Origin of the sequence: Falsihalocynthiibacter sp. BN13B15 (assembly GCF_041205415.1) — a bacterium.
GTDB lineage: Bacteria > Pseudomonadota > Alphaproteobacteria > Rhodobacterales > Rhodobacteraceae > Falsihalocynthiibacter > Falsihalocynthiibacter arcticus.
The window spans coordinates 66,199-85,970 of record NZ_JBGFCE010000007.1 but is presented as its reverse complement, the minus strand read 5'-3'; the positions used below and the strand labels follow the sequence as shown (position 1 = coordinate 85,970).

The window sequence follows — 19,772 nt, the reverse complement described above, 5'->3', positions numbered from 1 at the left end:
CCGATGGCTACAGTTGCCGTAACCGACCAAACTTTTGACGCCGAAGTCCGCCAGTCTACCGTCCCTGTTGTTGTAGATTTTTGGGCGGAATGGTGTGGTCCATGTAAACAAATCGGCCCTGCTCTTGAGGAGCTTTCCGCCGAATACGGCGACAAAATCAAAGTCGTTAAAGTAAATGTCGATGAAAACCCACAGTCCCCTGGTCAAATGGGCGTGCGCGGGATTCCGGCATTGTTCCTGTTTAAAAACGGCGAAGTTTTCTCCAACAAAGTTGGCGCTGCCCCTAAAGCAGCATTGAAGAGCTGGATTGACGAAGCACTTTAAGCCTTCTTGAATTCGAGTATTAATTGGGCGTCCGTTTGGGCGCCCATTTTCGTTAAAGTTCCCAGCCACTTTTTCGCATCGCGGCCAAAATGCGCGCTTCTGCATTTTCATTTCCTGCATTGATCGCGGTTTTACGCAGAAACCACAGGAGATAGCTGTCATAACTCTGCGCGGGTTGGTGCACATGTCGAAACGCGGCCTCCAACCCAACGCGACCCACGTTTCCTGCGATGTGGTGAAAATCAATCTGGGCAAACAAAACGGCTGGCTTCTGCAGGAAAAACCCTTTTAGCGCGACCGATGAATTTTGGGTCACAACATAATCGCAGGACGCCAAAAGCGCGTCTGACGGCGTGTCGCTTAACCGAAACCGAGTGTGTTTACCTTCCAAGGCACGCAAACGCGCCAAATCACCTTCAGAATAGGCCTCATTGGGGTGCAGACTGGCGATCACAGAGCGAGTTGCATCAGTGGCAAGTGTTTGTTCAATCATCTCAAGCGGCGAGCAGGATTGAAAGCTTCGGTGTTTCGAAATTTTACCCTGCAATGGCATGAAAATATGCCCCTCACGGGTGACAGGCTGATCGCCAAAATGCCGCTTCCGCATCGAGTTTGCGAACGTTTTTGCCATGTTGGACTCTTGTTTGTCGGCGGGGTAAGGTATACCTGCGACCCGAAAATTCCACCGTTCGGCAACTTTCTCAATGCGCCAAAATGGATAGAAATACGCCCGCCGAAGATTAAGTGCGCGATCATGGAAGGGATCCTCCATGTGAAACAGTGAATACCCTTGAAAATCCTGCGACGCATTTCTATTTTTGGCCGTGTTCAAATGGTAATCGACCGATACCCCAACACTCGACATCGCTGTTTCAATGCGGTTCATGAGATTGTGGGCACCATTTTCAGCGCTTTTTTTAAAGCCCTCTTCGAGGAAGATATGTAGCGTTTTCAAGGAGTCCATGCTGCAGAACTTAGGTCGCCTTCGGAATATTTCCAAGCAAAGAACTTGTGGGATAGCCCCTAGACGGCCATATACCTAGAAACGACGAGGGGTTTTATGTCAGACGATCAATTTCCAGGGTGGCACGGCACCACAATCATCGGTGTGAAAAAAGACGGTAAAGTTGTGATTGCGGGGGACGGACAAGTCAGTCTTGGACCCACAGTTATCAAAGGGACTGCGCGCAAAGTGCGGCGTTTGTCGCCCGGTGGACATGATGTTGTGGCTGGGTTTGCCGGTTCTACGGCGGACGCGTTTACGCTTCTTGAGCGGCTTGAGGCCAAACTCGAAGCAACCCCCGGACAATTGGCGCGTGCTAGTGTGGAGTTGGCAAAGGACTGGCGCACCGACAAATACCTGCAAAAACTCGAAGCGATGCTGATCGTGACAGATGGTACCGATATTTTGGTTATCACGGGAGCGGGCGATGTGTTGGAGCCAGAACATAACGTAGCCGCCATCGGATCAGGCGGGAACTTTGCACTCGCGGCTGCGCGGGCTCTGATGGATTCTGATCTGGACGCCGAAGCGATTGCGCGCAAGGCGATGTCCATCGCGGCCGATATTTGTGTTTATACCAACGGTAAATTGACCGTTGAAACCATCGAAGCTGTATAAATGGCCGAGTTGACCCTAGATGATGTGCGCGCCGCAGTGGCCGCTGGTGTCCTCAACGAAGTGCAAGCGTCGAAATTGATCACCATGGCCCAATCGCGTCAGGGCGTGCGCGATTTCCTCTCCGGAGAAGACGAGCCGTTCGAGTTTTTTCGTGGCTTCTCTGAAATTTTTGTGACCGTCGGCTTGGGCCTGTTATTCTCGGGCCTGCTGGCGATCACATGGCTAATTGGCGGCGGGGTTTTCGTGCCGATAGTGGGCGTCGTCCTCACGGCACTTTTCGCGATCTACTTCACGAAAAAACGCCGCATGAGCCTGCCAAGTATCGCGTTATCTGCCGGATTTGGCTTGTTTCTGGCCGTCTCGACGGTAACTTTCCTTGGGATTTCGGGAGCAACCACACCAAATGCGAGCCAAGGATTAACGATTGGCCTTGTCGGCATGGTGGGCATGGCTTGGTATTTCTCCTATTTCAAACTCCCGTTTTCGATGTTCGTCCTTGGTGTTTTTGGAATTGTCAGCGTCCTTTCTATTGCAGGAATAGTGTCTGACGACCGGCGCTTCATCTTTGATTTACCCACGTCGCTGTTTGATTTGGGCGCAGGATCGGCCATGGCTTATGGATCGCTAATCTTCGGCCTTCTGGCATTTGCGGGCGGTATTTGGTTTGATCTAAAAGACCCCTATCGCATCAGCCGCTACGCATCTTCAGCCTTTTGGCTGCACATATTGGCCGCCCCTGCCCTTGTGAATGTGATCGCGCTATCGCTTTTTAATCTGGGTGGTACCTTGGGCGCATTGCTCACGGCTCTCGCTCTCGTGCTGGTAACAATCTTGGCTTTGATCATCGACCGACGCTCTTTTTTGACCGCTGGAATTGGGTACATTGCGATCCTTATTTCTATGGCCATTCAAAACTCCTCCGACGGCGATATCTCTATCGTTGCTACTCTGCTCTTGCTTGGTGGCGGCATTACAATTCTCGGCACATGGTGGGTGCAAATCCGCGCAACCCTCATGCAAAAGCTTCCCGATTTCCCCCTTAAAAACCGCTTCCCCCCCTACTCGGAGTCCGTATGACCGACCTTACGCCCCGCGAAATTGTATCCGAACTTGACCGTTTTATCATCGGCCAGAGTGACGCCAAACGCGCCGTTGCCGTGGCGCTTCGCAGCCGCTGGCGCCGCAATCAGTTGTCGGACGATCTGCGCGATGAAGTTTACCCTAAAAACATCCTGATGATTGGGCCAACTGGCGTCGGAAAGACCGAAATTTCCCGCCGTCTGGCAAAACTGGCGAAGGCTCCGTTCATTAAAATTGAGGCCACCAAATTCACTGAAGTTGGATACGTTGGCCGCGACGTAGAGCAAATCATTCGCGATCTCATGGATAGCGCTATTACCCAAACCCGTGATTTCATGCGCGAAGACGTCCGCGCAAAGGCCCGCGAAGCCGCAGAAGAGCGCGTGATCGAGGCCATTGCCGGCACCGATGCCCGTGAGCAAACCCGCGAGATGTTTCGCAAGAAACTTCGCTCCGGCGAGTTGGACGACACCATTATTGAACTCGAAGTCGCGGACACTTCGAACCCGATGCAAGGTCTCGACATTCCCGGACAACCGGGCGGTGGCGCGACAATGATGAATCTTGGCGATCTATTCGGGAAAGCCATGGGCGGACGCACCACCCGTAAGAAACTAACCGTCGCTCACAGCTTTGAAGTGCTTCTTGGTGAAGAGGCCGACAAGCTTCTGGATGATGAAATCGTGGTTAAACGCGCGCTCGAAAGCGTCGAAGAAAACGGCATCGTGTTTTTAGATGAAATTGACAAAGTCTGCGCACGCTCTGACGCGCGGGGCGCTGATGTTTCGCGCGAAGGCGTGCAACGTGATCTCTTGCCGCTAATCGAAGGCACCGTCGTTTCTACAAAACATGGCCCTGTTAGAACGGACCATATTTTATTTATCGCATCCGGTGCATTTCATGTGGCAAAACCCAGCGATCTTCTGCCAGAACTTCAAGGCCGCCTCCCTATTCGGGTTGAGTTACGCGCCCTAACCGAAGAAGATTTTGTGCGTATTCTGACTGAGACCGAAAACGCACTAACCCTGCAATACACGGCTCTCATGGCGACCGAAAAAGTGAACGTGACCTTTGCCCCAGAGGGTATCGCTGCGCTTGCAAAAATCGCGGCGGAAGTGAACCGGACCATTGAAAACATCGGGGCCCGTCGACTTTACACTGTTTTGGAGCGGGTTTTTGAGGAGCTTTCGTTTACAGCACCCGACCGAGCCGACGAACATATCGTGGTCGACGCCGAATTCGTTGAACAACATCTTGGTGCGTTGGCAAAATCGACCGATATAAGTCGATACGTCCTCTAGGACTAATAAGGTTCAAAATATGCGCGTTCTTTTTGCCTTATGGTTGGTCGTTTTGTCTGGTTGTGCAATTCAAAACGACCTGAGCTACACTGGTCGCGCCGATGTGGGGGCCGTGGTGCCGATCTACGTGGGCACCACGCGCAATCCTACCAACGATGGAACTTTCAACAGTTCACTCGCGGACGCCACCAATTACGTACGCTATGATGTATCCATTCCACCCCTGCATGAGCCAGGAAAAATTGAATGGCCATTGGGTAAAACACCTAATCCCGAAAAGAATTTTGCGGTTACGGCGAAATACACCTACGCGGACGACACTGCGTTCAAGGCATCCCTGCGTAAGCAAATTATAGAAAAATCGCCCGTAAAAAAGCGCGTGTATGTCTATGTACATGGTTTTTACAACACATTTGGCGACGGGCTTTACCGTGCTGCTCAAATTTCAAATGATTTTTCAGTGAATGCTGTTGTTACGCATTTCGCTTGGCCCAGCACCGGAAGTGCTTTTGGATACGCCCATGATCGCGATGCCGTTTTGACTGCGCGCGACAGCTTTCTGGAATTTCTCGAAACTGTAAAAGACGCGGGCGCTTCTGAAATCGTTATTGTAGCGCACTCGCTCGGGGCCGCCCTCACGATGGAAACCTTGCGCAGCATCGCCATTGAGGACGAAGGCGCAGTCACGCGTATGATCAAGGGGGTCGCCTTAATTGCCCCTGACCTCGATGTCGATTTATTCGTAAGTCAGGCGTCGCGCATTGGGAAACTTCCCGATTTCTTTGTGATTTTCACGTCCTCACGTGACCGCGCTCTGCAACTCTCGGCGCGCGTGTCTGGCGAGACCGCTCGCCTCGGAAATATTCAGGATGTAACGCCAATCGCGCATTTGGAAACAGTTGTTTGGGATATCTCGGCTCTGGATGGAATTCAAAAGAGCAACCACTTGGCAGCCTTCGAAAATCCCGAAGCGCTTGAGTTTATTCAACTCATTCAAGGGCGTGAGGCCGTTCTTTCGGTAAGTGGGAAAACGCTTCCCGGCCCGTTCCCGAGCGTTGCGATTTCAATCAACAACCTAACGCGTATCGTGCTGTCACCCGAGAGCGCTAACAATTAGGGCTTTTCGCTCCGCGATCTTTGCGCCACAAGGTAGGCTCCCTTACAGCAAAGTTATGGTATGACTTACCCCTCTTTTTTACTGGCCAACGCCCGTTGGCTTTCCGCCGGATTTTTGATCGCATTTGTTTCAAGTTTTGGGCAAACGTATTTCATCGCAATTTTCGCGGGCTCAATACGCGCTGAATTTGATCTTTCTCATGGGGCTTGGGGTGGGATTTATCTTATTGGAACGTCTGCTTCTGCCATCCTGATGGTTTGGGCGGGTGGTTTGGTAGACCGTTGGCGTATCCGTACTTTATGCGCGGGTATATTTGCACTGCTGGCGCTAGCATGCCTCGCGATGGCCACGGTTCCAAATGCGACAGCCCTCATCTTCGTGATCTTTGCTCTTCGATTCACGGGTCAGGGCATGTTGGCGCACGCTGCAATGGTTTCAATGGCGCGCTGGTTCGTTGCAACGCGTGGGCGGGCCTTGGCGATTGCTTCGCTTGGCTTCAAAACGGGCGAGGCCGCGCTCCCGATTGTTTTCGTGTTCCTTATGACGTGGATGTCGTGGCGCGGATTGTGGGTTTTGGCTGCAGGCTTGACCTTTATCATTCTTCCAATTGTCCTTGCCCTCCTCAGTAACGAACGAACTCCACAATCCCTCGCCAAAATGGAACATTCCAAGGGGATGAATGGTGTGGATTGGACGCGCAACCAAACGCTGAAGCACTGGCTTTTTTGGCTGATGATCTTGGCTATTGCTGGGCCGCCCTGCTTCATAACGACATTCTTTTTTCAACAGGTGCACATTAGCGAAGTTAAAGGGTTTTCTCATATTAGTTTTGTGGCACTTTTCCCCATTTTCACGGTCGTAAGCTCCCTTTCGATGATCGCCGCGGGTTGGGCGATTGACCGGTTTTCAACGCCCCGCATCTTGGCCGTGTACCTCGTCCCGATGATCGTCGGATTCATACTCGGTGCGCAAAGCGGCACCTTGTTTGAAATGGCGGTCGCTATGTCCTTTTTAGGGCTATCCCAAGGGGCGGCGTCCGTGCTTTTGCCCGCGTTTTGGGCCGAGTTTTATGGGACGCGTAACCTTGGCTCAATCAAAGCAATGGCGGCGGCCGTTATGGTAGCAGCATCGGCGATTGGACCCGGATTATCGGGGGTATTGATTGATCAAGGAATTGATTTTTCAAAACAAATGATTGGAATTGCGATCTATTTTGTCGTCGCAATTGTTGGGGTATGGATCGGAATGTTCCGTGCCACGCCTTTGTTATCTGTGGCGCCGTAGGTACACATAATAGGCGCCACCGCCGCCATGTTTGAGATGGGCTTCGCTGATTTGGAGTACGGCGGAGCGTAGAGGTGGCATCATCAACCACTGTGGTACTTGATGCTTGAGAACCCCATAGGGAACCGGAATTGGGCCGGGCTCATCACGGTACTTGCCCTTGCCCGTCACAACCAAAACCAGACGTCTTCCATCGGCATATGCATCCAGAATAAACCGATTTAGGGCGGGGTGGGCGTTGGCCATTGTCATCCCATGTAAATCCAGTTTTCCTTCGGGCGAGAGCCTGCCTTTTTTCATTTTGCCAAAGGTTTTGTGATCCATTTGAACGGGCGCTTGCGAAATACGGTCCGCGAGACTTGGGAGCAGGGCATGCCCCTTAACATGCGGGATTGCCGTTTCACCAATATGGAATGCCCGTAGCCCTGATTTGTTTATTTTCAACGGTTTGCGCGTGGCTTGCACGGTTCTGTCGCTCAACGATTGTGGTTGGCGGATGGGGTGAAGGGGGTTGGTTTGAATGGCAACCGTTTGCCATAATTCTTCTTCATCCGGCCTTAAGCCGCGAGGTTTTTTCATTCCTGAGCCCCCTCCGGAGCCATGGCAAATGCCAGTTGAATGGGCATCAGAACAACCATCCTGCCACCATCTTTGGTTTGCCCTGCAATTTTCCCCGCAACCTCCCCCGTGCCGAAGAAAATATCTGCGCGTTGAGCACCTTTAATCGCTCCACCTTTATCTTGAGCGACCATAAGCCGCTGAAGGCTTGGGCTGCCTGATTTTTCAATCCAAACTGGCGCACCGAGGGTGGTGTATAGAGGATCAACAGCCAAAGATCGCATAGATGTAAGCGGACGGCTCATCGCGCCGTGCGGCCCCTTGTGCGACGGTAGAGACAGTTTGCGAAAAAAGACATACGAGGGGTTCGACCAAAGAATCTGCTGCCCAAAACCTGGGTTTCGGCCAAACCAATCGCGAATCCGCGCAGCTGAAGCTTGGCTACGAGGTATAATCCCCTGATCAATCATCGTCTGAGCGATGGAGCGATTTGGGTGCCCGTTTTCGCCGCTATAGCCCACGCGGATACTGCTTCCGTCGGTCAGGTTCACACGGCCAGACCCTTGAATTTGCAGGTAATAAACATCGATGGGATTATCGACCCACGCAATCTCAAGACCGCGCAGCGCTCCCGTTTCATCTATCTGTTGGCGTGTGTAATTAAGGAAGGGTTCTTGTGGCCTGCGATACAACGGGTAGCGATAAACACTGTCTTGAAACCGCGCGCCGTTTAATTCGGGTTCAAAATACCCCGTAAAAAGGGTTGGAGTCCCGTTTTCAATTATGACGGGCCGAAAGAACAACTCAAAGAAAGCTTTTGCATCCGGATTCGATTGGGCAAACGCGCAAAGGCTGGCCCATTCCTGATCCTCCATCCGTGAACAGGTCCCTTGATACGCTTCAAGGGCAGCTTGGTGATTGTCCGAATGCCAACCAGAAAGAGAATCAAACGATAGAACACGCGCGGTCGCCTCGGCTGAAGCCTCAGAAACAACAAAGGGTGCCAGAAGCACCCCAAGTCCTATTTTTAGCCGCGATATCACGCGTTATCCGCCCGTTTGTACAAGCTGCCAGTTGGGATCGGCGGCACCTAAGGTCCGAGCAAACGTCCAGACATCTTTCTGACGTTTCACTGTGGTCGCATCGCCCTCAATAATTTCACCCGAATTATCGCGTACAATAGATGTCAATTCTCCGGTAAACTTAATCGTTACTTCACCAACTGAGCTTTTCGGATCAAATTCAGCGCCAACAAGCGCCAAGTCACGCACGCCGATGAACTGCGCTTCGATGGTCAAACCACGATCTTCGCGATCCGCGATAACATCCACAAAGCTCTGATGAACATCTTCAGAAAGATAAGGCGCAATATCGTCCAAATCCCCATGCTCAAAGCCCATTAGAATCATTTCATACGCACCGCGTGCGCCGCCTAGAAACTCTGTAATCGAAAGATTTGGTTCAATCTTTTTCATTTGAGTGATCGCGGCGATTGTGTCGGCGTCGTCCGTGTGATCGACGATGTCTCGATCTGGCCCACCTTCAATCACCGAAAAAGTTGGCCCTTTGACAGCTTTCGGCGCAAGGGTGTCCTCGCGAGGGGGCTCAAACCCGTCGCGTGTCCCAAGCACATCTTTCAGCTTGAGAATTAAAAATATCGCGATTCCAGCCAATACCAGAAGTTGCAGTCCGCCACCGTTCATCGAAACCTCGTCCAAAATGGAAATAGTTGGAAACTTTCCTTGTGAGAACATATGTAAGGTACCGAAGCACTAGAAACAACTGGTGCAAGCAAAGTCTTAGGGGGTCTTATGTGGCTTTTAATCGCTTTTATCGCAATTCCGATAATTGAAATCACACTTTTTCTCGAAGTTGGCGGAATTATCGGGACATGGCCGACAATTGGCATCGTAATTCTGACCGCTGTTGTAGGGTCGTATTTGATGCGGGTGCAGGGTGCGATGGCGCTTTCGTCGCTTCAGGCGTCCTTTCAGGAGATGCGCGACCCCACGGTTCCGATTGCAAACGGCGCGATGATCTTGCTGGCCGGGGCGCTCCTCGTGACGCCTGGATTTTTCACCGACAGCATCGGGATTTTGCTCCTGCTGCCGCCGTTTCGGGCTTTAGTGATCAAATTCGTCGGGTCCCGGATGAACGTTCAGAGCTTTAGCACGTCAGGCTTCTCAAACAATCCGCGCTACAAATCCGACGAAGAGGGAGTCATTGACGGCGATTATGCGCGCGTTGAACCGGATGCGCCCCATATTGACCCGCCTTCAAACGGGACCAAGGATTGAGCGTCGCCCACCAACCTGATACATGAAATTAGAATTTACGATTTTTAGGAGAACTAAGGAATGACCGAAGAAACAACCGGTGCACCAGAAGCGCCAGCGGCGGCGGCACCGACTGCACCCGCGATGCAAGTTTTAGCTCAATTCATCCGCGATCTTTCGTTTGAAAATATCGTGGCGCAGAAAGGTATTACCAGCGCTTCGCAGCCTGATGTGCAAGTTCAAGTGAACCTAGATGCGAAAAAACGGACTGTGGATAAGCAATTCGAAGTTTCCATGAAGCTGAAAATCACCAGCAATGTTAAAGAATCTGGCGAGCCAATGTTCCTTATGGAGCTTGATTACGGCGGAATATTCCACATCGACAATGTGCCAGAAGATCAACTGCACCCGTTCTTGTTGATTGAATGCCCACGGATGTTGTTCCCTTATGTGCGCCGCATTGTTGGCGACGTTACACGGGATGGTGGCTTCCCACCGCTAAACCTTGAAACGATTGATTTTCTTGCTCTTTACCGTGCCGAACTTACTCGTCGCGCACAAGCTGAAGCAGCGGCGAGCCCCGCTCCAGTTTCCTAAATCAGAGCTTTTTCCAAAGCGCGCCGTCGCCTATTTTGTTGATAAATTCAACATGGGCGGCGGCTTCTTCCTCGGTTAGGCGGCTTGGCAAAGCTGTTTCTCGCCGCTTCGGACGCCAAGAATCTCCATTCGAACCGTCATTCTGCGATTGCTCGCTGGTTTTTAGGGCGAAATCAGGCTGACGACCGCCAATAAGCTCCAAATACACTTCCGCGAGGATCTCAGAGTCAAGAAGTGCGCCGTGAAGGGTGCGCGACGAATTATCGATGCCAAATCGACGGCACAGCGCATCGAGGGAGGCGGGCGATCCGGGAAACCGTTTGCGCGCAATTGCCAGAGTATCCAGCGCTTGTGACATCGGTAGGAGAGGGCGGTTAACCCAGCCCAATTCGGCGTTCAAGAACTTCATGTCAAAAGCCGCGTTGTGAATGACCATGCGGTCATTGCCAACAAAATCCACGAAATCCTGCGCGATATCCGCAAAAACTGGCTTATCTGAAAGGAATTCAATCGACAGGCCGTGAATCTCGAACGCCCCCTGCGGCATATCCCGTTTTGGGTTAATATATTGGTGATATGTCCGGCCTGTTGGCAATTGGTTCATCAGTTCGACAATGCCAATTTCAACGAGGCGGTCGCCCTCTTCAGGCTTAAATCCTGTGGTTTCTGTGTCGAGCACGAGTTCACGCATGGAACGTCCCTTTTTTTATCCGCTTTACAATATCAGCAACGATTTGCCTTGTCTCGTCGATGTTCAGGGTAGGGATGACGATATCTGCACGCGCACGTTTTTGCGCATCGGGCATTTGTTTGGAGAGGATTGTGTTGAATGTATCTTCGCTCATCGTGCCACGAGCCAAAACCCGTTTGCGCTGAATTTCTGACGGGACTGAGACCACAGCAACCGCGTCCATCTGCATTTGTGTACCGTTCTCAAACAAGAGAGGGATATCCAAAACGATGATGTTGGCGGTATTTTGTTCAACAAAGGCTTGCCGATCTGAAGCTACAAGCGGATGCACAATCGCTTCGATGCGGGACAGGGCCTTAGAGTCTGTGGCAATCCACTCCTTCAAGCGGTCCCGGCTTACGGCACCGTTTACAACCGCCTTAGAATGGATTTCGGACAAGGGTACAGCGGCCAATCCGCCCTTTTGATACAGGCGCGCAACTGCCGCATCTGCATCCCAAACGGCACACCCCAAGTCAGCAAACATTTGGGCGGTTGTCGATTTACCCATGCCTATTGAGCCGGTTAGACCAAGTATGAAGGGATTTTTCACGCTTCTAGAACTGCGCGGCGCAATTCATCGTCAACTTCGGGGCGCACGCCAAACCACCGCTCAAACGCAGGGGCGGCTTGATGCAGGAGCATTCCCAAGCCATCCACGGTGTGGCATCCCATTAAATCGGCATCATCAAGGAATTTGGTGCGCAGCGGGGTATAAACAAGGTCGGTTACGACCGTACCTTTGCGCAACCCGTCTAGAGGAATTCGAAACTCAGACCCACCCGTCATCCCTAACGACGTCGTGTTTACGACGGTAGCGGCATCTTCGAGCATGTTGCCCGCCTGAACCCAATCAACCACGGTCACCTTTTGCCCAAACTCACTTCGCAACGCTTCTGATCGGTTTTTGGTGCGATTGGCGAGGAGAATTTCCGGAACGCCAACCTCAAGCAAGCTGGCAATCACCGCGCGCGCCGCACCACCAGCCCCGATAACGGCTGCGGGGCCGAGTTTTGGTTGCCACGTGGGTGCGCCCTGTTTCAGGTTTTCGATAAAGCCGTACCCGTCGGTGTTATCAGCATGAACTTTGCCATCTTTGCGAAAAATCAGAGTGTTGGCTGCGCCGATGAGCGACGCGCGATCGGTAACAAGGTCGGCGAATTCCAGAACGGCTTCTTTATGGGGGATCGTCACATTAATCCCAACGAACCCAAGCTTGGGCAAGGTTTGGATCGCTTCCCCAAGGTCCGCGCGTTCAATGTGCATCGGGATGTACTGCCCCGCGATCCCATATTTTTTGAGCCAATAGCCGTGAAGGGCAGGGGAGCGGCTGTGAGCAATAGGGGCGCCAATGACGCCGGCGAGGGGAATTCTGGTCTCGCTCATGAAGGAAGGTCTCCGCGTAGGGTTAGAAAGGACAGGACTTGGAGTAGGGGCAGGCCGAGAACGGTGAAGTAGTCGCCCTCAATACGGGTAAACAGGCGCACGCCTTCTTTTTCAAGCTGATATCCGCCGACACAGTGGCGAATTTCTTCCCAGTTCCGCTCTACATAGGACTCTATATAGGTGTCGGATAAAGTGCGCATTTGCAGGCGGACAACGCCCACATGCCGCCACAAGGGTTTCCCGTCGAGATAGATGACAGCCGCCGAGAGAAGTTGATGTTTCTGACCTGACATGGCTCGCAATTGTGCAATGGCCTCGTCCTTGGTCGTGGGCTTGTTGAATATGGCTCCCTTAAAGTCGAGAACTTGATCGCATCCAAGCGTCAGCGCATCTGGATTTTTCTGACTGACCTTGCGGGCCTTATACTCGGCGAGAGCATCGGCAATATCCCTTGGTGCTGCTTTTTCGGCAACAAGAGCGGCTTTTATCGCCTCTTCGTCCACACGCGGCTTTTGCGCGGTAAATTCAACACAGGCGTTCGTGAGCATCTCAGCACGAATTTGTGAGCCTGAGGCCAAAATGAGTGGAGAGGGCATGTGGACGATCCTGTGGGCGAATCCCCCGTTTAATCAGGGGTTGAATTGTTGATAACTGGGGCTCTTCTCGAAAACAGGCAATCTCACTGAGTTTGTCAAGGTTCACAAAGCATTTATGCACTGTGGATGAGGATAACTTGTCGCGGTGTACAACTGAAAAATGCAAGAGATGTCTACATTCTATACTCAAGCTATCCACATTTTAACTTCTCAAATGCTACTAATTATATGGCGCAATGGGACTTACCCACAGGCAAGAACGCTTAGACTATCAAAGAATCTGAACTTGTATGAAACTGGGGAGAAATCAATAATCCACAGAAAGAGCGACCCCTACTTAATCATCATCCTTCTATAAATACTTTATTATTATTATAGGGAGGATATGAAACCTCGAGGTGCCCATGTTTGATATTCTCCAGTCGATTTACCCTTGGGTGAAATCCCTGCATGTAATTTCGGTTATCGCTTGGATGGCTGGAATGTTCTATTTACCACGATTATATGTCTATCATGTCGAAAGCGTTAAGAAGGGCAGTGAAACAGATGCGCTTTTTCAACTTATGGAGCGACGCCTTCTCAAGGTCATCATAAACCCAGCAATGATCGCCACATGGGTGTTTGGAATATTACTCGCGCTTACCCCAGGTATTGTTGATTGGAGCGCTGTATGGCCCTATGCGAAGTTTGCGAGTGTTTTGGGATTAAGTGGCGTGCATGGAATGCTATCAAAGTATCGCCGCGCCTTTGAAGCTGGCGAAAACGTAAAATCCGGTCGGTATTTTCGGATGCTGAATGAAGTTCCGACGGTTCTAATGGTTATTATCGTCGTATCAATTATTGCGCGCCCATTCTAAAATATTGACTTAAGCAAAGATGCGTCCTATTTAGCCCCTAGGCGGCCGTCCGGCCGTTTGCTTTCTGTATCCATAACCTAAATGCCCGCGTGCCAAATCTTTGGCCGGACAAGGACGTACCCCCCATGAGTGAGAACACCCTTAATCTTTCTGAACTTAAGGCGCTTAAGCCCAAAGACCTGTTGTCTATGGCGGAAGAGCTTGAGATCGAAAACGCCTCTACTATGCGCAAGGGCGAGATCATGTTCCACATTTTGCGCGAACGTGCGGATGATGATTGGGAAGTGTCGGGCGACGGCGTTCTTGAGGTTTTGCAGGACGGATTCGGATTTTTGCGCAGCCCAGAGGCAAACTATTTGCCCGGCCCAGATGATATTTACCTGTCTCCAGAGATGATCCGCTCGTTTTCCATGCGCACCGGCGACACGGTAAATGGGGTTGTGAAGGCTCCCGGCGACACAGAGCGTTATTTTGCGATGACAAAAGTGACGTCAATCAATTTCCAAGAGCCTGAACGCAATCGTCACAAAATCAACTTTGATAACCTGACGCCGCTCTATCCTGATGAGCGTTTGATCATGGAAACCGACGATCCAACCACAAAAGACCGCTCTGCGCGGATCATTGATTTGGTTGCGCCGATTGGTAAAGGTCAACGTTCGTTGATTGTTGCGCCGCCACGGACCGGTAAAACGGTTTTGTTGCAGAATATTGCGTCTAGCATCGAGAAAAACCATCCTGAGTGTTATTTGATCGTTTTGCTGATCGATGAACGCCCAGAAGAGGTGACGGACATGCAGCGTAGCGTGAAAGGCGAGGTTGTTTCCTCAACTTTTGACGAGCCTGCAACGCGTCACGTCGCCGTTTCCGAGATGGTGATTGAAAAAGCCAAACGCCTTGTCGAACATAAACGTGATGTTGTGATCCTGCTGGATTCCATCACCCGCCTTGGTCGCGCCTTTAACACGGTTGTACCGTCCTCGGGTAAGGTACTGACAGGCGGTGTTGACGCGAACGCCTTGCAGCGCCCTAAGCGCTTTTTTGGTGCCGCACGTAACATCGAGGAGGGTGGAAGCCTGACCATTATCGCGACTGCGCTTATTGACACGGGCTCGCGTATGGACGAGGTCATCTTTGAAGAATTCAAAGGCACGGGTAACAGCGAGATTGTTCTCGATCGCAAGGTGGCTGATAAACGTGTCTTCCCTGCGATGGATATTCTGAAGTCTGGTACGCGCAAAGAAGAACTTCTGGTGAATAAAATAGACCTCCAGAAAACCTTTGTTCTGCGTCGCATTTTGAATCCAATGGGCACAACCGATGCCATTGAATTCCTGATTTCCAAGCTGAAACAGACCAAAACAAACTCCGACTTCTTTGATTCGATGAATACCTGAGCCTTTTTGGTTTTCATCACTTATTGTTTTAAAACAATGGGTTGTATATATGGACACGATCTACGCACTTGCGTCGGCGTCGGGTAAAGCTGGCGTCGCAATCGTTCGGATTTCCGGACCTGATGCGCATTCGGCGCTTACCCATTTTGGTGCGCGCATTCCAAAAATGCGGGAAGGCGTAGTTCGGAAACTCGTCGATTCTCAGAAGGTGCTTTTGGACGAAGCCTTGGTTTTGTGTTTCGCGGCGGGAAAAAGTTTTACCGGCGAGGAGATTACCGAATTACATTTGCACGGCTCGCAAGCAATTATCCGCGCGGTTTTGAAATCCCTTTCTGAATTTGAGGGTTTTCGCCTCGCAGAACCTGGAGAATTTACCCGTCGCGCCTTGGAGAATGGCTGTTTGGATTTAGCCCAAGTCGAGGGCTTAGCAGATCTGATCGATGCAGAAACCGAGATGCAACGCAGGCAAGCGTTGAGAGTTCTATCGGGTGCGCTGGGCGCAAAAGCGGAGGAGTGGCGTCGGAAACTTATCCGTTCGGCGGCTCTACTCGAAGCGACGATTGATTTTGTCGATGAAGATGTTCCGATTGATGTAACGCCAGAAGTGCTTGAACTAATTAATGGCGTTCAGGAAGAGTTGAAAGCCGAATCCGCAGGAAGCCATATTTCTGAGCGTATTCGTGAGGGGTTTGAAGTGGCTATCGTCGGCCCACCCAATGCTGGAAAATCTACATTGCTGAACGCACTGGCGGGCAGGGATGCTGCGATCACTTCAGAATTTGCTGGCACAACGCGGGACGTTATCGAAGTTCGGATGGACCTTGAGGGGTTGGCGGTTACGATTTTGGATACAGCGGGTTTGCGCGAGACAGAGGACTTTGTCGAAGGTATTGGCATTGAACGGGCCATTGAGCGTGCCAACAGTGCCGACTTGCGCGTACTTTTATCTGTAGACAATTCTGGCTATCCAGGGTTAATTCAGCACCCCGATGATATTCTCATTTCTGGTAAGGCTGACCTTTCTGGGAATGGAGGTGTTTCAGGAAAAACGGGGCAGGGTGTTTCTAGTCTCGTTCACCAAATATCGCGTATTCTATCTGAACGTGCACAAGGTGCAGTAACCGCGACCCATGAACGGCATAGGATTGCGATTGAGCATGGAATTGGGGCTTTAGAATCGGCGCGAGCTGAGGTATTGCAAGGGTCTGAACGGGCCGAATTTGCAGCTGAAGAACTTCGGTCTGTGGTGAGACGGCTTGATGCGATTGTTGGCCGTGTTGATGTTGAACATCTGCTGGATGAGATATTTAGCAGTTTTTGTCTTGGTAAATAGGGAGTGTTTCACGTGAAACATTCGGATTTTGATGTAATTGTTGTTGGTGGTGGACATGCGGGCACAGACGCTGCGCATGCATCAGCACGTATGGGCGCCCGAACTGCGCTGGTAACGCTTAATTTGAGTGGGATCGGAGTTATGTCATGTAACCCCGCGATCGGTGGTTTGGGAAAGGGGCATTTGGTTCGCGAAATCGATGCTCTCGACGGACTCATGGGGCGCGTTGCCGATAAGGCAGGGATCCAATTTCGATTGCTCAATCGCGGTAAGGGCCCTGCTGTACAAGGACCGCGCGCGCAAGCGGACAGAAAAATTTATCGTACCGAAATGCTTAAAGAAATTCAGGCAACCCAGAATTTGACGGTGGTCATCGGAGAGGCAATTGATTTTGTAATGGATGGCCATAAAGTGGCTGGCATTGTGCTTCAGGATGGATCCGAACTCTCATCAAAGTCGGTTATTTTGACTACGGGTACATTCCTCCGCGGAGTCATTCATATTGGCGACGTGCGTCGGCCAGGTGGACGTATGGGAGATAAACCCAGTGTTCAGCTTGCAGAGCGAATGGACTCATTTGGGTTGCCGTTGGGACGCCTAAAAACAGGCACGCCCCCTCGGTTAGATGGGCGATCTATCAATTGGGATATTCTTGAAAAACAGCCGGGTGACGATGAGCCAGTTATGTTTTCGTTTCTTTCCAAAAGGGTGTCCGCGAAACAAATATCTTGCGGCATTACCCATACCAACGAAAAAACGCATGATATCATTCGCGAAAACCTGGGTCGTTCCGCGATGTATGGCGGCCATATTGATGGCGTAGGTCCACGATATTGCCCGTCAATCGAAGATAAAGTCGTTCGCTTTGCCGACAAAAAATCGCATCAGATTTTCTTGGAACCCGAAGGTGTTGACGATTTCACGGTGTATCCGAATGGAATCTCGACTTCATTACCTGAAGATGTGCAAGAGGCGTATGTTCGATCGATTGTTGGACTTGAAAAGGTTGCAATCCTTCAGCCTGGGTATGCGATTGAATATGATTACGTAGACCCATTGGCGTTAAAACATACATTGGAACTTAAGGATGTACCGGGACTTTTCCTTGCTGGGCAGATAAATGGTACTACTGGGTATGAGGAAGCGGCGGCACAGGGTCTTGTTGCGGGTTTGAATGCAGCAAGGCGAGCCTTTGACAACGAGGAAGTAATTTTCAGTAGGGCGGAGTCCTACATAGGCGTCATGATCGATGATCTTGTGACGCTTGGTGTTTCTGAGCCTTATCGAATGTTTACTTCGCGGGCAGAATTCAGGTTGTCTTTACGCGCTGACAACGCCGATCAGAGACTCACGCCTGTTGGTATTGAACTCGGATGTGTCGGAAATGCTCGTCGAAGTGTTTTTGAAGCTAAAATTGAACGTTTGAAAGCGGCAACTATCCGGTTGGAAAAAATGTCAGTTACATCGAGGGCGATCGCCGAACTTGGAGTTAATATTAATAAGGACGGTGTCCGTAGGTCGGGATCAGAAATGCTTTCGATTGCGGGTGTCAATTTCGAGCATTTGGTTTCTCTCCAACCGGATCTGATCGATATTGACGATGAAATACAGATTCAAGTTGCCCGCGACGCGTTGTATTCGGTATATATTTCTCGGCAACAAAAGGATGTCGAGGCTGTAAAGCGGGATGAAAACCTTAGAATTCCAGAAAATATAGACTTCGCGTCATTAGCAGGTTTGTCCAATGAAATTAGGGCTAAACTAATTGAAATTCGACCTCAATCGATTGGCCACGCGAGTAGAATTCGAGGGATGACCCCCGCAGCATTGACGTTGGTCTTGGCGCGTGCAAGGCAGTTAGATCGGAAAAAGGCCTGATGGATCAAGAGGGCCGGAAAAACTTTTCACAGCATTTCGATGTTTCACGTGAAACAATGGACCGATTGGATAATTTCGTAGCACTTGTTGAAAAGTGGAACCCTAAAATAAACCTGATTTCAAAAAAATCAGTGGATGATATTTGGGGTCGCCACGTTCTAGATAGTGCGCAAGTGTTGGAATTTGGCAATAAGTCCGGAAAATGGGTGGATATAGGTAGCGGTGGGGGGTTTCCTGGTATTGTCGCCGCCATTCTTGCATGTGACGTGTCGCCGGAATTGAAATTCGTTTTGGTAGAAAGCGATCAGAGAAAAGCAGCCTTCCTAAGGGCCGCAGCGCGAACGGCGGATATTAGCCTCGAAATTATTGCCCAGAGGGTGGAAAATATCCCTTCTCTTGAAGCACAGACACTTTCAGCCCGCGCATTAGCTCCATTGGATAAACTTTTGGAATTTGCTAATCTGCATCTGGCCCCGAATGGGGTTGCGCTTTTTCCCAAAGGGGCTTCCTACAGGTCAGAAGTTGAAGATGCCCGTAAAAGATGGAATTTTGAACTGGAAGATATTTCAAGTAAGACAGATAGTGACGCAATGATATTGAGAGTTGGAGCTATCACAAATGTCTAACGCTTTGAGTCACAGTCAGCCCAAAATAATTGCGATAGCAAATCAAAAGGGCGGCGTTGGAAAAACCACTACATCCATTAATTTGGGAGCAGCACTGGCTAAAACTGGCTACAGGGTGCTTCTAGTTGATTTGGACCCTCAGGGAAATGCTTCGACGGGTCTAGGAATTGGAAGCGAAAAGCGAATTTCTACGACCTATGATCTCTTAGTTCATGATGCGTCCCTTTCAGAAGTTATTCAGGCTACGGCCGTCGAAGATATGGATATAATCCCTGCGACTACAGATCTAAGTTCTGCGGATATTGAGCTTTTGGCTAATGAGAAGCGCAGTTTTCTGCTTCACGATGCGTTACGGCAGCCGGCAATTTCCTCATACGACTACGATTATGTTCTTATTGATTGCCCACCGTCACTGAATATACTAACCGTGAATGCAATGGTCGCCGCGCACTCGGTACTCGTTCCCCTACAAAGCGAATTTTTTGCGTTGGAAGGGTTGTCTCAATTAATGATGACCGTACGCGAAGTCCGGGAAACCGCAAATTCCGGTCTTCGTATTGAGGGTATTGTACTGACAATGTACGATAAAAGAAATAATCTATCGCAAATGGTGGAAGCAGATGCGCGGGAAAACTTGGGCGATCTTGTGTTCAAAACGGTCATTCCACGAAATGTTCGGGTCAGCGAGGCACCATCTTACGCGATGCCTGTTGTAGATTACGATCCGAACTCCAAGGGGAGCTTGGCATATTTTGAAGTCGCGCGAGAGCTTGTTTCAAGGCACAACAGTTTAAAAACAAAGGTTTAACAC

At 50.6% G+C, this 19,772-nt stretch carries 22 protein-coding genes; 14 read left to right on the top strand and 8 right to left on the bottom strand.

Annotated features, from left to right (window positions below; all coding sequences use genetic code 11):
• Positions 1-3 precede the first annotated feature (3 nt).
• Positions 4-324 (top strand): thioredoxin, encoded by a 321-nt coding sequence (gene trxA / locus AB9F26_RS13060; RefSeq protein ID WP_039002893.1) that lies wholly within the window; start codon positions 4-6, stop codon positions 322-324.
• A 52-nt stretch (positions 325-376) separates the two neighbouring features.
• On the opposite strand, the gene AB9F26_RS13055 is transcribed toward trxA, so the two are convergent.
• On the bottom strand, positions 377-1,288 hold the full coding sequence (locus tag AB9F26_RS13055) for a hypothetical protein (RefSeq protein WP_369768221.1): 912 nt from the start codon (positions 1,286-1,288) through the stop codon (positions 377-379).
• A gap of 96 nt (positions 1,289-1,384) precedes the next feature.
• Here AB9F26_RS13055 and hslV point away from each other — a divergent pair, with 96 nt between their 5' ends.
• From hslV to AB9F26_RS13030, 5 genes are read left to right on the top strand one after another with little or no spacing between them, the layout of a single operon-like run.
• On the top strand, positions 1,385-1,945 hold the full coding sequence (hslV, locus tag AB9F26_RS13050; RefSeq protein ID WP_039002891.1) for an ATP-dependent protease subunit HslV: 561 nt from the start codon (positions 1,385-1,387) through the stop codon (positions 1,943-1,945).
• On the top strand, positions 1,946-3,022 hold the full coding sequence (locus AB9F26_RS13045) for a hypothetical protein (RefSeq protein ID WP_369755383.1): 1,077 nt from the start codon (positions 1,946-1,948) through the stop codon (positions 3,020-3,022). It abuts the gene before it with no gap.
• A complete protein-coding gene (hslU, locus tag AB9F26_RS13040; protein WP_335583940.1) occupies positions 3,019-4,326 on the top strand; it encodes an ATP-dependent protease ATPase subunit HslU in 1,308 nt (435 codons plus the stop codon). The genes AB9F26_RS13045 and hslU overlap by 4 nt, the downstream gene beginning before the upstream one ends.
• A gap of 19 nt (positions 4,327-4,345) precedes the next feature.
• Positions 4,346-5,443: an alpha/beta hydrolase gene (locus AB9F26_RS13035; RefSeq protein ID WP_369768220.1), complete on the top strand. Its 1,098-nt coding sequence runs from the start codon at positions 4,346-4,348 to the stop codon at positions 5,441-5,443.
• A gap of 60 nt (positions 5,444-5,503) precedes the next feature.
• Positions 5,504-6,727 carry an MFS transporter gene (locus AB9F26_RS13030; protein ID WP_335583939.1) on the top strand — a complete coding sequence of 408 codons (1,224 nt, stop codon included), beginning with the start codon at positions 5,504-5,506 and terminating at the stop codon, positions 6,725-6,727.
• Here the strand turns inward: AB9F26_RS13030 and AB9F26_RS13025 are convergent.
• From AB9F26_RS13025 to AB9F26_RS13015, 3 genes are read right to left on the bottom strand one after another with little or no spacing between them, the layout of a single operon-like run.
• On the bottom strand, positions 6,710-7,306 hold the full coding sequence (locus AB9F26_RS13025; protein ID WP_335583938.1) for a Smr/MutS family protein: 597 nt from the start codon (positions 7,304-7,306) through the stop codon (positions 6,710-6,712). The two genes, AB9F26_RS13030 and AB9F26_RS13025, sit on opposite strands and share 18 nt — an antisense overlap.
• Positions 7,303-8,328, bottom strand: coding sequence for a murein transglycosylase A (locus AB9F26_RS13020; protein WP_369768219.1), 1,026 nt, complete (start codon positions 8,326-8,328; stop codon positions 7,303-7,305). Before AB9F26_RS13020 ends, AB9F26_RS13025 begins: the two co-directional genes overlap by 4 nt.
• Before the next feature lie 3 nt (positions 8,329-8,331).
• Positions 8,332-8,988, bottom strand: coding sequence for a Tim44/TimA family putative adaptor protein (locus AB9F26_RS13015; RefSeq protein ID WP_335583936.1), 657 nt, complete (start codon positions 8,986-8,988; stop codon positions 8,332-8,334).
• Between the two features lie 108 nt (positions 8,989-9,096).
• Here AB9F26_RS13015 and AB9F26_RS13010 point away from each other — a divergent pair, with 108 nt between their 5' ends.
• Both AB9F26_RS13010 and secB read left to right on the top strand, forming a co-directional pair.
• On the top strand, positions 9,097-9,582 hold the full coding sequence (locus AB9F26_RS13010) for an FxsA family protein (protein ID WP_335583935.1): 486 nt from the start codon (positions 9,097-9,099) through the stop codon (positions 9,580-9,582).
• 60 nt (positions 9,583-9,642) lie between these two features.
• The gene (gene secB / locus AB9F26_RS13005) at positions 9,643-10,158 is read left to right on the top strand and encodes a protein-export chaperone SecB (RefSeq protein WP_039002881.1); all 516 of its coding nucleotides are present in this window, start codon (positions 9,643-9,645) and stop codon (positions 10,156-10,158) included.
• A gap of 1 nt (position 10,159) precedes the next feature.
• On the opposite strand, the gene dnaQ is transcribed toward secB, so the two are convergent.
• Genes dnaQ through AB9F26_RS12985 form a run of 4 tightly spaced genes read right to left on the bottom strand, consistent with a single transcriptional unit; the run spans position 10,160 to position 12,870 of the window.
• The gene (dnaQ, locus tag AB9F26_RS13000) at positions 10,160-10,849 is read right to left on the bottom strand and encodes a DNA polymerase III subunit epsilon (protein ID WP_039002880.1); all 690 of its coding nucleotides are present in this window, start codon (positions 10,847-10,849) and stop codon (positions 10,160-10,162) included.
• Positions 10,842-11,441: a dephospho-CoA kinase gene (gene coaE / locus AB9F26_RS12995; protein ID WP_369768218.1), complete on the bottom strand. Its 600-nt coding sequence runs from the start codon at positions 11,439-11,441 to the stop codon at positions 10,842-10,844. The genes dnaQ and coaE overlap by 8 nt, the downstream gene beginning before the upstream one ends.
• Positions 11,438-12,274, bottom strand: coding sequence for a shikimate dehydrogenase (locus AB9F26_RS12990; protein ID WP_039002877.1), 837 nt, complete (start codon positions 12,272-12,274; stop codon positions 11,438-11,440). Before AB9F26_RS12990 ends, coaE begins: the two co-directional genes overlap by 4 nt.
• Positions 12,271-12,870 carry a nucleoside triphosphate pyrophosphatase gene (locus tag AB9F26_RS12985; protein ID WP_369768217.1) on the bottom strand — a complete coding sequence of 200 codons (600 nt, stop codon included), beginning with the start codon at positions 12,868-12,870 and terminating at the stop codon, positions 12,271-12,273. Before AB9F26_RS12985 ends, AB9F26_RS12990 begins: the two co-directional genes overlap by 4 nt.
• A gap of 404 nt (positions 12,871-13,274) precedes the next feature.
• Here AB9F26_RS12985 and hemJ point away from each other — a divergent pair, with 404 nt between their 5' ends.
• The 6 genes from hemJ to AB9F26_RS12955 all read left to right on the top strand — a co-directional run bounded on the left by hemJ (position 13,275) and on the right by AB9F26_RS12955 (position 19,769).
• Positions 13,275-13,727, top strand: coding sequence for a protoporphyrinogen oxidase HemJ (gene hemJ, locus AB9F26_RS12980; protein WP_335583931.1), 453 nt, complete (start codon positions 13,275-13,277; stop codon positions 13,725-13,727).
• A gap of 125 nt (positions 13,728-13,852) precedes the next feature.
• Positions 13,853-15,124 carry a transcription termination factor Rho gene (gene rho / locus AB9F26_RS12975; protein WP_335583930.1) on the top strand — a complete coding sequence of 424 codons (1,272 nt, stop codon included), beginning with the start codon at positions 13,853-13,855 and terminating at the stop codon, positions 15,122-15,124.
• 49 nt (positions 15,125-15,173) lie between these two features.
• A complete protein-coding gene (gene mnmE, locus AB9F26_RS12970; protein ID WP_335583929.1) occupies positions 15,174-16,457 on the top strand; it encodes a tRNA uridine-5-carboxymethylaminomethyl(34) synthesis GTPase MnmE in 1,284 nt (427 codons plus the stop codon).
• A gap of 12 nt (positions 16,458-16,469) precedes the next feature.
• Positions 16,470-18,335: a tRNA uridine-5-carboxymethylaminomethyl(34) synthesis enzyme MnmG gene (gene mnmG / locus AB9F26_RS12965; RefSeq protein ID WP_335583928.1), complete on the top strand. Its 1,866-nt coding sequence runs from the start codon at positions 16,470-16,472 to the stop codon at positions 18,333-18,335.
• Positions 18,335-18,961: a 16S rRNA (guanine(527)-N(7))-methyltransferase RsmG gene (gene rsmG / locus AB9F26_RS12960; RefSeq protein ID WP_335583927.1), complete on the top strand. Its 627-nt coding sequence runs from the start codon at positions 18,335-18,337 to the stop codon at positions 18,959-18,961. Before mnmG ends, rsmG begins: the two co-directional genes overlap by 1 nt.
• Positions 18,954-19,769, top strand: a complete 816-nt coding sequence (locus AB9F26_RS12955) for a ParA family protein (protein WP_039002868.1) — start codon at positions 18,954-18,956, stop codon at positions 19,767-19,769. Before rsmG ends, AB9F26_RS12955 begins: the two co-directional genes overlap by 8 nt.
• Positions 19,770-19,772 lie beyond the last annotated feature (3 nt).

Coding starts and splice junctions, on each gene's coding strand:
- trxA (WP_039002893.1), top strand. CDS start 4: ATGGCTACAGTTGCCGTAACCGACCAAACTTTTGACGCCGAAGTCCGC.
- AB9F26_RS13030 (WP_335583939.1), top strand. CDS start 5,504: ATGACTTACCCCTCTTTTTTACTGGCCAACGCCCGTTGGCTTTCCGCC.
- AB9F26_RS13035 (WP_369768220.1), top strand. CDS start 4,346: ATGCGCGTTCTTTTTGCCTTATGGTTGGTCGTTTTGTCTGGTTGTGCA.
- secB (WP_039002881.1), top strand. CDS start 9,643: ATGACCGAAGAAACAACCGGTGCACCAGAAGCGCCAGCGGCGGCGGCA.
- AB9F26_RS13025 (WP_335583938.1), bottom strand. CDS start 7,306: ATGAAAAAACCTCGCGGCTTAAGGCCGGATGAAGAAGAATTATGGCAA.
- AB9F26_RS12985 (WP_369768217.1), bottom strand. CDS start 12,870: ATGCCCTCTCCACTCATTTTGGCCTCAGGCTCACAAATTCGTGCTGAG.
- rho (WP_335583930.1), top strand. CDS start 13,853: ATGAGTGAGAACACCCTTAATCTTTCTGAACTTAAGGCGCTTAAGCCC.
- rsmG (WP_335583927.1), top strand. CDS start 18,335: ATGGATCAAGAGGGCCGGAAAAACTTTTCACAGCATTTCGATGTTTCA.
- hslV (WP_039002891.1), top strand. CDS start 1,385: ATGTCAGACGATCAATTTCCAGGGTGGCACGGCACCACAATCATCGGT.
- AB9F26_RS13055 (WP_369768221.1), bottom strand. CDS start 1,288: ATGGACTCCTTGAAAACGCTACATATCTTCCTCGAAGAGGGCTTTAAA.
- mnmE (WP_335583929.1), top strand. CDS start 15,174: ATGGACACGATCTACGCACTTGCGTCGGCGTCGGGTAAAGCTGGCGTC.
- hslU (WP_335583940.1), top strand. CDS start 3,019: ATGACCGACCTTACGCCCCGCGAAATTGTATCCGAACTTGACCGTTTT.
- AB9F26_RS12990 (WP_039002877.1), bottom strand. CDS start 12,274: ATGAGCGAGACCAGAATTCCCCTCGCCGGCGTCATTGGCGCCCCTATT.
- AB9F26_RS12955 (WP_039002868.1), top strand. CDS start 18,954: ATGTCTAACGCTTTGAGTCACAGTCAGCCCAAAATAATTGCGATAGCA.
- AB9F26_RS13010 (WP_335583935.1), top strand. CDS start 9,097: ATGTGGCTTTTAATCGCTTTTATCGCAATTCCGATAATTGAAATCACA.
- AB9F26_RS13015 (WP_335583936.1), bottom strand. CDS start 8,988: ATGAACGGTGGCGGACTGCAACTTCTGGTATTGGCTGGAATCGCGATA.
- AB9F26_RS13045 (WP_369755383.1), top strand. CDS start 1,946: ATGGCCGAGTTGACCCTAGATGATGTGCGCGCCGCAGTGGCCGCTGGT.
- dnaQ (WP_039002880.1), bottom strand. CDS start 10,849: ATGCGTGAACTCGTGCTCGACACAGAAACCACAGGATTTAAGCCTGAA.
- hemJ (WP_335583931.1), top strand. CDS start 13,275: ATGTTTGATATTCTCCAGTCGATTTACCCTTGGGTGAAATCCCTGCAT.